Annotated in this window: 9 protein-coding genes and 2 pseudogenes; 9 read left to right on the forward strand and 2 right to left on the reverse strand. The window is 29.8% G+C overall.

Going from position 1 to position 10678, the window contains the following annotated elements; all coding sequences use genetic code 11:
- Positions 1-75 precede the first annotated feature (75 nt).
- The 8 genes and pseudogenes from mobQ to GKG01_RS08730 all read left to right on the forward strand — a co-directional run bounded on the left by mobQ (position 76) and on the right by GKG01_RS08730 (position 7708).
- Positions 76-1710: a MobQ family relaxase gene (gene mobQ / locus GKG01_RS08700; protein ID WP_154272175.1), complete on the forward strand. Its 1635-nt coding sequence runs from the start codon at positions 76-78 to the stop codon at positions 1708-1710.
- 73 nt (positions 1711-1783) lie between these two features.
- Positions 1784-1957 (forward strand): hypothetical protein, encoded by a 174-nt coding sequence (locus tag GKG01_RS09070; RefSeq protein WP_172975124.1) that lies wholly within the window; start codon positions 1784-1786, stop codon positions 1955-1957.
- A gap of 183 nt (positions 1958-2140) precedes the next feature.
- Positions 2141-2668: a PcfB family protein gene (locus GKG01_RS08705; protein ID WP_154272170.1), complete on the forward strand. Its 528-nt coding sequence runs from the start codon at positions 2141-2143 to the stop codon at positions 2666-2668.
- Between the two features lie 102 nt (positions 2669-2770).
- The gene (locus tag GKG01_RS08710) at positions 2771-3499 is read left to right on the forward strand and encodes a phage replisome organizer N-terminal domain-containing protein (protein ID WP_154272171.1); all 729 of its coding nucleotides are present in this window, start codon (positions 2771-2773) and stop codon (positions 3497-3499) included.
- A gap of 157 nt (positions 3500-3656) precedes the next feature.
- The gene (locus tag GKG01_RS08715; RefSeq protein ID WP_019213949.1) at positions 3657-3818 is read left to right on the forward strand and encodes a hypothetical protein; all 162 of its coding nucleotides are present in this window, start codon (positions 3657-3659) and stop codon (positions 3816-3818) included.
- Between the two features lie 78 nt (positions 3819-3896).
- Positions 3897-5516, forward strand: coding sequence for a recombinase family protein (locus tag GKG01_RS08720; protein WP_154272172.1), 1620 nt, complete (start codon positions 3897-3899; stop codon positions 5514-5516).
- Between the two features lie 20 nt (positions 5517-5536).
- Positions 5537-7009, forward strand: a pseudogene (locus GKG01_RS08725) (helicase); the annotation flags it as partial.
- A 43-nt stretch (positions 7010-7052) separates the two neighbouring features.
- Positions 7053-7708: pseudogene (locus GKG01_RS08730) on the forward strand (DNA-binding protein).
- 155 nt (positions 7709-7863) lie between these two features.
- On the opposite strand, the gene GKG01_RS08735 reads toward GKG01_RS08730, so the two are convergent.
- Positions 7864-9195 carry a relaxase/mobilization nuclease domain-containing protein gene (locus tag GKG01_RS08735; RefSeq protein WP_154272173.1) on the reverse strand — a complete coding sequence of 444 codons (1332 nt, stop codon included), beginning with the start codon at positions 9193-9195 and terminating at the stop codon, positions 7864-7866.
- Position 9196: 1 nt separating this feature from the next.
- The gene (locus GKG01_RS08740; RefSeq protein WP_154272174.1) at positions 9197-9553 is read right to left on the reverse strand and encodes a plasmid mobilization relaxosome protein MobC; all 357 of its coding nucleotides are present in this window, start codon (positions 9551-9553) and stop codon (positions 9197-9199) included.
- Positions 9554-9862: 309 nt separating this feature from the next.
- Between GKG01_RS08740 and GKG01_RS08745 the strand changes: the two genes are divergently transcribed.
- On the forward strand, positions 9863-10486 hold the full coding sequence (locus GKG01_RS08745) for a TetR/AcrR family transcriptional regulator (protein WP_010815642.1): 624 nt from the start codon (positions 9863-9865) through the stop codon (positions 10484-10486).
- Positions 10487-10678 lie beyond the last annotated feature (192 nt).

The following is a 10678-nucleotide window of genomic DNA, read 5'->3' on the forward strand; positions in this document are numbered from 1 at the left end:
CTCATTCACAAAGTGGATATAAAAATCTATTAAGCCTCCACCTAAAACAACAAAAAAAGAAAGGAAGTGATAAAAATGGCAGACAGTTTTCATTTTTCAGTAAACATAATATCAAGAGGAAAAGGCAAAAGTGCAGTAGCAAGTGCAGCATATATAAGTGGAGAAAAAATAAAAAATGAATGGGACGGAGTAACCCATGACTACACCAAAAAACAAGGAGTAATTAGCAAGGAAATATATTTACCAGATCACGCACCAGAAGAATATAAAGACCGAAAAACATTGTGGAACTCGGTAGAACTATTTGAGAAAAACTCTAATGCCCAACTTGCAAGAAACTTTATCATATCTTTACCAAAAGAGTTAAACATAGAAGAAAATAAAAAGATGATAGAAGAATATATACAAACCAACTTTGTAAAAGAGGGAATGATAGTAGACCTAGCAATCCATGATGAAAGTAGAGAGGGAAATCAAAACATTCATGCTCATATAATGACCATAGTAAGACCAATAAATGAAGATGGAACATGGGGGCAAAAAAGTAAAAAAGAATATATCCTAGATGAAAAAGGAGAAAAGATTTTAAACAAAAATGGAAAACCAAAGACAAGAAAAGTAGAACTAACAACATGGAACGATAAGGGCAATGTAGAAAAATGGAGAGAAAATTTTTCAGACCTTTGCAATGAATATCTAGCAAAAAATAATATAGAAAAAAGAGTAGACCATAGGAGTTTTAAAAGACAAGGCATAAAACAAATACCAACAATACATCTAGGAGCAAGTGCTAGTGCAATGGAAAGAAAAGGAATAAGGACAGAAAAAGGAGATATAAATCGTGAAATAAAAAGACAGAATGAACTATTAAAAAATATAGGCAATGAAATAAAGAAAATAACATCTTGGTTAGCAGGCTTCAAAGATAAGCTAAAAGAATCATACAAGGAATATAAAGACCAAAGTAAAAAGCAAATCGAAAATGAATCAGGACTCTTTAACCTCTATGAATATTTAAGCTTCTATCAAGAAATGCAAGAAAATAATAGAGCTGGATTATCATTTTATGGCAAAAGAAACAAGGCAATCTATGATCTAAAAAGATATGCGAGTGGAATAAATTATCTAAGAGAAAATAAAATAAAAACCATATCAGACCTACAAGGACATATAAATACCCTAAGGAGTAAAAACTCTGAAATATATAAGACTATAAAAGAAAATAGTCAAAAGATAGAAGATCTTAACAAATGTTTAGCCTATGCAAAGACTGTAAGAAAAACAAAAGCAACCTACCAAGACTATGAAAGCAAGAAAATATTCAAAGAAAGCTTCTACAAGAATAATCAAAAGGAAATAGACCAACATATAAGAGCAAGAACCTTAATTGAAAAAATAAGTGGAAAGAAAAATTTAAGAGAAAAAGAATGGTTAGGAGAAATTAAAAACTTAGAAGATGAAATTAGTAAACTAAATACAGAGTCAGAAAAGATAAGGGAAAGATACAAGGAAATAAATCATATCAAATATGCGGTAGAAGTAGTGAATAAAGAATACGGTATCGACCTATCAATAGAAATTGACAAGGCAATTAAGAGGGGAGAAAAAGAAAGTATCATAGAAAAGATAAAAGAATACAAGCAAGACAGTGATAAGTTTAATGAAAAAAGGCAGACAATTAAAGACTATTACAAAAATCAAGAAAGATAAGACCTGGTAAAAATATCTTATCCAAGCTATAATATGACCAAGAAAATAAAGGCAGATCTAGGAGGTAATAGAGATGAATAAAAGGCAAGAGCTAATAAATGAACTCATAAAAGCAGATCAAGATGGAACATACAAAACATATAAAAGCACAGAAGAAATAAAAGCGATGAACAATGAAGAAGTGCAGATTATATATTCCAACATGAAAAATTATCTATCAGACAAAAGAACACACACAAACTACTAAAGGTGGAAAGGTATTGTAAGCTATTTAAAAGTATAAAAGGTACAAATACCTAAGAAATATATAAAAACATCAAAATAAAGCATTCCACCACCAAGAACAACCAAATAAAAACAATCAAAGGGAAGTATAGAAAAATTAAAGCCTATACTTCCCTTTTTTTAATTCAAACAAAGGAGATAAAACATGATAAACGAAGAAATAAGCAAAGAAGCAGGGCAAGCAGCACAAACCATAATAACATACACAATAAAGGCAGCAAAAGAATCAATCAACTTAGACAAAGAAATAAGAAAAAAGATGAATGAAACTTTAGAAAAAGCAAACGGAAACCTAAAAAGCCTTATGGGAGATGAAATGAAAATAAAAGACTTATATAAAAAAGGACAACTAGAAAATATAAGCATGGATCAAAGCGACCTCAAAGACTTAAAAAAAGAACTAAACAAACTTGGAGTAAGTTTCTCAGTAATGAAAAACAAAGAAAGCAAAAACTATGAAATATTCTTCCAAGCCAAAGACATAAAAGTAATGGAATATGCCTTTAAGCAAGTCATAGCCAAAGAAAATAAAAAAGAAAAAGAAAGTATCCTAAAACAAATAAAGAAATACAAAGACCTATCCAAGAACAAGGATAAGACAAAAGAGAAAGTCAAAAGAAAAGTAAAAGAAAAAGTAAAACCAAACAAAAAAGATATGACCAGAGAAATCTAAGGGAGTAACGAAAAGTTACACCCTTAAATAACCACAATAACAAGACTTCCGAAAATCGGAAATCAAGAATTTCGATTATCGAAAATCAAGAAAGGAGTAGATATGGCAACAAACAAAAGATATTATTGGATAAAATTGAAAGAAGAATTTTTCACAGACAAAAGGATAAAAAGATTAAGGAAAATATCGGGAGGAGATACCTACACGATAATCTACTTAAAACTTCTACTACTAAGCTTAAAAGATGAGGGCAAACTCTATTATGACGGAGTAGAAAGTGATTTTATAAAAGAGTTAGCACTAACCATAGATGAAACAGACGATGATGTAATGGTCACAGTTAATTATTTAATCAATCAAGGCTTATTAGAAGTTGTAACAGAAAATGATGAATACTATTTAACTGAAATACCAAACTTAATCGGATCAGAAACAGCTTGGGCAGAGAAAAAAAGAAGATACAGACAAAATAAACAGAGGACATTGTCCTTAATGAGTCCAACCCATGTCCGACAAGAGATAGAGATAGAGAAAGATATAGAGATAGATAAAGAGAGAGAGGGAGAGATAGATAAAAAGTCCACCCCCATCTTTTATGGAGAATACAAAAATGTAAGGTTAAGCCAAGAAGAATATAAGAACCTTAAAGAAAAATTAAACTCATACACAGAAATAATGATAAATAAACTATCAAGATACATGAAAAGTAGTGGCAAGACCTATCAAAACCACTATGTGACAATCTTAAAATGGTATGAAGAAGATAAAGAAAAACTAACACAGAAAGGTTTAAATAAAAAAATGAACTATGATGTAGGAGAATCTTTATAGATAAAAAGAGGTGGAAAGCCACTATTAAAGACTTTAAGTCTAAAAAGGTATCAAAGTATGCCATAGATAATAAAAATGTAAATATGACACTTAAAAGGCGATTAGAAAATTAAAAATCTAATCGCCTTTTTTTATTGCAACAAAATGGAGGAATTAGATGGAATTAAAAAAGAAAAAACGAAGTGGAAAAATCAACTATGAAATAAAGCGAGTATATGTAGGGAAAAAGCCGATTGAAGAAGTATTTGAAGATATTATCGAGCATGTAGTCGAAAGAAACTTAGAAAAAGACAGAGAAAATAAACAAACGCAAGCGTAAGTAATAATTGACTAAACGGGAGTATTTTAGTATAATTAAATTATTGAGATAGTCCTGTTTAGGGAAAGGAGATTGAAATTGGGCAGGACTAAAAAATATGTAGCAGGACTTTATTGTAGACTATCAAAAGACGATGGAAACTCAGTTGAGAGTATGAGTATATGGTCACAAAAAGTAATGTTAAAACAATATGCAGAAAGTAACAGTATCGCCATTTATGATTATTATGTAGATGATGGTTATTCAGGAACAAACTTTGAAAGACCATCATTTAAGAAGATGATTACTGATATTGAAAATGGAAAAATAAATTGTGTTATAACAAAAGACTTATCAAGGTTAGGAAGAAACTATCTTCAAAGTGGAGCATATATCGAAATGTACTTTCCACAAAAGAACATAAGATATATTGCAATAACAGATGGTATAGACACATTAAATAGCAATCAAAATGATATTATGCCATTTAAAAACATTCTCAATGAAATGTACGCAAAGGATACTTCCAAAAAAGTTAAAAGTGCAATTCAAAGTAGAATGAGAGAGGGAACATATATAGGCTCTAAAGCTCCATTTGGTTATCTAAAAGACCCTAATAATAAACGCAGATTAATCATAGACGAGAAAACTAAACCTATTATAGAACTCATTTATAAATTGTGTTTAGAGGGTAAGGGTACTCAACTTATTAGCCAGGAGTTGATGAAGAGAAAAATTCCAAGACCAAGTGCTTTTGTTGAAAATGCTGAAAAGCTTTATGGACTAACAGAAGAAAATAAATATCAATGGTCACATAGAATGGTGTTAAATGTCTTGCGAGATCCAGTTTATTGTGGAAATATGGCAAGAAATAAAAGACCTACCTTATCATTTAAGAACTCAAAAAGAATGTATATTCCTAAAAGTGACTATATTTATGCTAGAAATACCCACGAGGGAATAGTCAGCGAGGAAATATGGGAACAAGTTCAAACAATGGTTGATAAGAGAAAATGTAACAATAAAAAGGGACTCTATTATGACAACATTTTTCAAGGACTTGTAAGATGTCCTAAATGTGGTTATGCATTGACACCAAAAACTGATTATAGGCTTAAAAAGAAAGAACTCATAGACTTTGTTCACTTTTCTTGCTCCACATATAAAAAATATGGGGTAAAGGCTTGTTCATCACACAGAATTGAAGCTAGGGATCTATATAATATTGTTCTTGAAGATATACAATATCATGGAAGTATGGCACTATCTGCTAAAGAGGACTTTGTAGAAAAGATAATAGAAAAGATTGAAGTAGAAAAAATAGACGAGGGAAAAGAACTATCTAACAAGCTGGAGCTTAAAAAGAACCAGTTAGCAGAATTAGACAGAAGCTATGAACAGTTATATGAAGATAGGTTAGAGGGAAATATAACCGAAAGAAACTTTAATCTAATGAATGTGAGCATATCTAAAAAACAAGACAAGTTAATCGAGGAAATCAAAGTCTTAGAGGGCGATATAGAAGTATCTTTTGAAACTGAAGATAACTACAAGAAATTCATGAATAATATTAGCAAGTACGCTAAGATAAAATCGCTAAACAGATATATTTTAAATCAAATAATAGATAAGATATATGTATATGACAAGGAAGAAATAGACGGTCAAATTAGCCAAAAGGTTGAAATTCACTACAAGTTTATAGGTAAATTAAATTGACCACTTCGGACTACTCACCAGACCTAGAGCAAAGAAGTGGTAGAATTGTTCGTCAAGGTAATGAAAATGATAAGGTAAATATCTTTAGATATGTAACAGAGAATACATTTGACGCTTATTTATGGCAGACAATAGAGAATAAGCAGAAATTCATATCTCAAATTATGACTTCAAAAACTCCTGTAAGAGTTGCTGAAGATGTTGATGAAGCAAGTCTATCTTATTCAGAAATTAAGGCTTTAGCTACTGGTAATCCTCTAATTAAAGAAAAGATGGACTTAGATAACGAAGTTACAAAGCTAAAAATGCTTGAAGCAAACTATAAGTCTAATAAATATAAACTTGAAGATAAGGTAAATAAATATTATCCTCAAAGTATTTTAAAAACTGAAATGGAAATACAAGCAGTTAAAGAAGATATTGCAAGTGTTGAAAAATTAGGAGAAGGAGATAGCAAATTTACTTCAATAAGTCTCGGATCAAATAAAATTTTAGATAAGAAAGAAGCTGGAGAGAAGCTATTAGAAGAAATAAAAAAGGTAAAGATAAATGATAGCAAGGTTATTGGTAAATATAGAAATTTAGACTTACAAGTTTCTTATAACTTCATGACTAATACTCACACCTTTAAACTACTAGGAAAAGCAGAATACTTTGGAGAGTTTTCAAACTCCACTGATGGCAATATAACAAGGCTTGATAATGCCATTGAAAAAATGCCTGCAAGACTTGAAAGGTTAAATCAAAACCTTGAAAACTATAAAGAATCTTTAGAAAATGCCAAGTTAGAATTAACTAAACCATTTGAAAAAGCTGATGAGTTAAGGGATAAGACACTAAGACTAGCTGAGATTAATAAACTTTTAGATATGGGAGAAGTAGAAGAATTAGAAAACCAATCACCACTATTAGAAAATTTAAAGAGGGCGATAGTTGATTATTCTAACTATGAGTTTTCAGAATCTAATAGCTATGAAGACTTTGACAAACTATATCCTGATTTAAGCCATATAGGACTTGCCTATACAGAAACACCTGATGGTAAGCACACGATTCAATATGAGGTAAATTTGGAAGAAAAAACATGGACTCAGTATGTAGATAATGTAGCTATTAGAACAGAATCTTTTGTAGAGGAAGATATATCTAACTCACAAGCTATTAAAGATATGACCGAAGCCATAAAGATGTCAAGTTTTGATGATCTGGTATCAGTAGATGAAGAAGATTTAAAACAAGCACTAGGATTAGAAATAGATGATGATGGAAACTTCTATGATCCACTAGCAAAAGATCTTGATAATGACGGAATACCAGATAGGTATGACAATGATTTTAAAGATAGTGATTACTTTGAATCAACTTATGATGTAGAGGATAATCTTCACGCAAGGGAAGAAAAACCATCAATATTGGGACAAATATCAAAATTCAAAGCGGAAGAAGAAAAAGATAAAAATCAAGAAAAAAGTGAAAAAGGACAAGAACGATAAAGGAGGGCGAAAGGCTCTCCTTATTTAGTACAAGGAGGAAAATATGGAATACAAAGATATTAGAGAAAATTTAGAAGAAATGATGAATGATAACTACAAGGACTTTATAAAAGCACTTGTGAGTATAGAAAAAGGTGTTACTGATGAAAAAGCACTTGAAGAAGTCTATGTTTTATATATGAACAATGACACAACAGGTCTATTAAATGATGACTTTGACTATATGATTGATGATATGAAAGAACAAGGAAAGCTCATTGAAAATACCAATGAACTTGAAGAAAAAGACGACCTCATAAATCTCGTGGGTAATATAGCTGGCAAAGTAGAAAATCTTGAAAGAGAAAATGCTAATGGAGAAAAGTTTAAAGTAAGTAACTTTTCAATTGTTTCAAAAGATGACGATGGAAATAAAGTTTATACTAATTGCTCAGCCTATGGAGATAAGACAAAAGATTTAGAGAACCTAAAACAAGGAGATTTTGTTAAAATATTTGGACAAGTAAAAACAAGCATTGATAACAACGGAAAGGAACATAAAAATGTTCGTATTTTGTCTTCTAAGCTCTTAAAAGCAAAAGAACAGGTAAAGGTCAAGATAAAGACAAAAAGTCCATATTAGGGCAAATAAAAAGCTTTAAGACAGATGGCAAAACTAAGTCAACTAAGAAAGAACATAGCAAAGGCGCAGAGAGGTAAATATCGGCAGTCTTCGGACTGCCTTTATTTTTTTTGCTCATTTAAAGTGATATATCAAGTAATAGAAAATAACTTATAGTTAATGTTTTAATTAAATTAAAGAGGAGGTTTCTATACACAAAATTTTACACGGTCTTTTATCCGCTTATATCTTTTTATCTCTCCACTTCCTTTCCATAATAATTTTCATAGTTTTTTCTATACTGAACAAGGTCAGAAAATTGTTCTTTATTCAAAGAATACTCTTGCATAAGGGTGTTCTTTTTTTCTTGCAATTTATCGAGTTTGGTTAATATTTCTTTTGTATTTGGTAGTTTTTTATAGTTTTCTAAGATTTCTTTTGCGGCTATTTTATAGACGGAAAGTTCGCTATAATATTCTTCAGCGAATTGCTTATCCTCAGGATTTTTCTTGTGGTATTTATAGACTTCACGATGCTTATTTATAATATTTATATTTTCCATATCTTGGGATAAACTCTTCATCTCAGTTTCAATTTTCTTTATTTTATCTAATAAGTTTTGTCTATCATCAGCAGATTTTTTGATTAGATCATCGAGTTGAGTAATTGAATTAATTCCTTGTTCTCGAAGTTTAATTATTGAATCAGCCATTGTTTTGATATTGTGTTTTCTTGCCCAGACTTCATAACCTTTTGAGGATTGAGCTTTTTTATTAGTAGATATATCAATAACATTTCCTACTTTCTTTATAAAAGGATTAGCTCTGTTTTTAATAGCTAAATCTATTCTTTCTTTTAATTTTTCTTCAGTATAATCTTCTCCGATAGTCTTCGATCTTGTAAATCTTTGCTTATCTTTATGACGAAAAGCAATGTGTTTACCAAATTTAATTTCATAATCAATAGATTTCATATTTTCTAAAAACTCTTCCCACGATTTAGACTTATTAATCATTCTATCTATATCAAATTGTAGTTTAGATTTCCAAGAATTTCCTTTCTTGTTTTGGTCATATTCATACCAGGATTTACCAGAAGTTTTATATTTTCTCTTGTAAGCTTCATAATATTCATCAATGACTGAAAGCTTATTTTCTTTACATAATTCGTCACTTTGACATCTAATTTTATGGTAAGTTTTTTTGTTAGATTGGTAGCATTTACCAGTCTTGTAATTAACATTATTAAAAATAATATGGTTATGGATATGCCCTCTATCTATATGAGTTGCAAGGACAAATTCATAATCTTCTTTTAAAATTTTCTTACATAATTCCATTCCAATTTCGTGAGCTTTTATAGGATCAACCTCTCCTGGTAGAAAAGATTGGATTAAATGTCTAGCCAAAACTGTACCATTAGTATCATTATCTTCTCGTGTTTTTATAAATTGAATATAGGCAGTGGATGGATGGCATTTGAATGAAGATACCAAGATTTTTTTATCAGTTTTTTCACTCTTAGTAATGTAGTCTATTGCTAAATTTAGAGTTGATTTTATAGGATGTATTTTTGTAATTGCCATATTAATCACCAGAACTTTCTTTTGATTTATTAAGAAGTAGGGAATGGATCTGCCATATTTCCCTTGATAATTTTTCTATCTGATTATTCATAGATTCAATTTCATTTTTGTAAATAACACCAGTTGTATTAGTAGCTTTTGCAATCTGGTTTATATTATTTGTTGCATTCGAAAGTAACCATTGTAGGTTTCTAAATGGTTCTAAATCTACAACGTAGATTTCTTTTTCTAACACGCACTTTCTAAGAAAGTGGGACATAGTTTTGCAATTAGCTAGTTTCATTTTCTTTTCAAAAACTTCTTTTTCTTCATCTGTTAAATATATTTTTAGTTGATTATTTCTTTTTCTATTATCCATAGTATATCTCCTTATCATAAATTATTGGGGTCTTAGGGTTCTCCCTAACAAGGTAAAATTGATAAAAAAAAGAAGCAGTCCATAAAGGTTCTGCTTCATCAATTTTTCGTAAGTGGGTACTCACTTACTGTGCTTGCTATTAAAGTTATAAGCGTTAAGCCTGTATTTAATTATTAGTAATTATATCATAATTAAGTATGATTTTCTACTGTTCCTATTGACAAAAATAAGATAAGAGTATATAATGATAACTAAGTTATCTATATGCCGCAAACTTATAAATTTAGCCGTTAGTAAAGGAAGTGGGATATGACAGAAATTACTGGTTATGATTTAACACATAAAAAGATTATGGATAGTGGTAAAGTTAATTTTTTAAATGATGGCTATGAACGAGCTAATTTAAGAAAAATTTGCAAAGATGCTGGGGTTACAACTGGTGCTTTTTACAGGCATTTTAATGATAAAGAAGATTTATTTATCAGTTTAGTTGATCCATTGGCAAACGAACTTTTGGGTTTTTATAGCAAGTTTGAAGAGGAATCTTTTCAAAACATAGAAAAAAATTGTGGAGAAGATTTATCAAAAATTAACATTGAAGGGTCAATTGAATCTGCATTATATATGTTTAGCAAAAAAGATTTATTTAATCTTTTAATATATAAATCATATGGTACGAAATATGATAATTTTATAGAGCTTCTTGTGGAAAAGGAAGATATAAACAGACATAAAGCGTTTCAGATTATTTCAAAGAAAAAGAATATAAAATCAGAAGTCCCTAAAGATGCAATGCATTTGTTAAACCATGCTTATATTAATGCATTGTGTGAAATTATAATACATTCTCAAACAGAAGAAGAAGTAAAGTTAAACACAAGAATAGTTTCGAAGTTTTTTTATGATGGATGGGAGAAATTGCGATGTTTTTAAATATAAGGGAAAGGGTATTAAACGCCCTTATATTTTTTAAAATAAAGATAACTAAGTTAGCTAATTAAGTTATTTCATTTGGAGGTGTTGATTATGAAACAAAAAAGTCCTGCTACTATATTGTGGGAGCTTGCAAAAAAGGAACATTCAAAGTTAAAAACATCTGTATTTATAGCGAGTATCGGTGTTATT

This window comes from Finegoldia sp. BIOML-A4 (assembly GCF_009679635.1).
Taxonomy (GTDB): domain Bacteria; phylum Bacillota; class Clostridia; order Tissierellales; family Peptoniphilaceae; genus Finegoldia; species Finegoldia magna.

What these genes read in the sequence shown, in the direction of transcription:
- mobQ (WP_154272175.1), top strand. Translation starts at nt 76, where the DNA reads ATGGCAGACAGTTTTCATTTTTCAGTAAACATAATATCAAGAGGAAAA.
- GKG01_RS09070 (WP_172975124.1), top strand. Translation starts at nt 1,784, where the DNA reads ATGAATAAAAGGCAAGAGCTAATAAATGAACTCATAAAAGCAGATCAA.
- GKG01_RS08705 (WP_154272170.1), top strand. Translation starts at nt 2,141, where the DNA reads ATGATAAACGAAGAAATAAGCAAAGAAGCAGGGCAAGCAGCACAAACC.
- GKG01_RS08710 (WP_154272171.1), top strand. Translation starts at nt 2,771, where the DNA reads ATGGCAACAAACAAAAGATATTATTGGATAAAATTGAAAGAAGAATTT.
- GKG01_RS08715 (WP_019213949.1), top strand. Translation starts at nt 3,657, where the DNA reads ATGGAATTAAAAAAGAAAAAACGAAGTGGAAAAATCAACTATGAAATA.
- GKG01_RS08735 (WP_154272173.1), bottom strand. Translation starts at nt 9,195, where the DNA reads ATGGCAATTACAAAAATACATCCTATAAAATCAACTCTAAATTTAGCA.
- GKG01_RS08740 (WP_154272174.1), bottom strand. Translation starts at nt 9,553, where the DNA reads ATGGATAATAGAAAAAGAAATAATCAACTAAAAATATATTTAACAGAT.
- GKG01_RS08745 (WP_010815642.1), top strand. Translation starts at nt 9,863, where the DNA reads ATGACAGAAATTACTGGTTATGATTTAACACATAAAAAGATTATGGAT.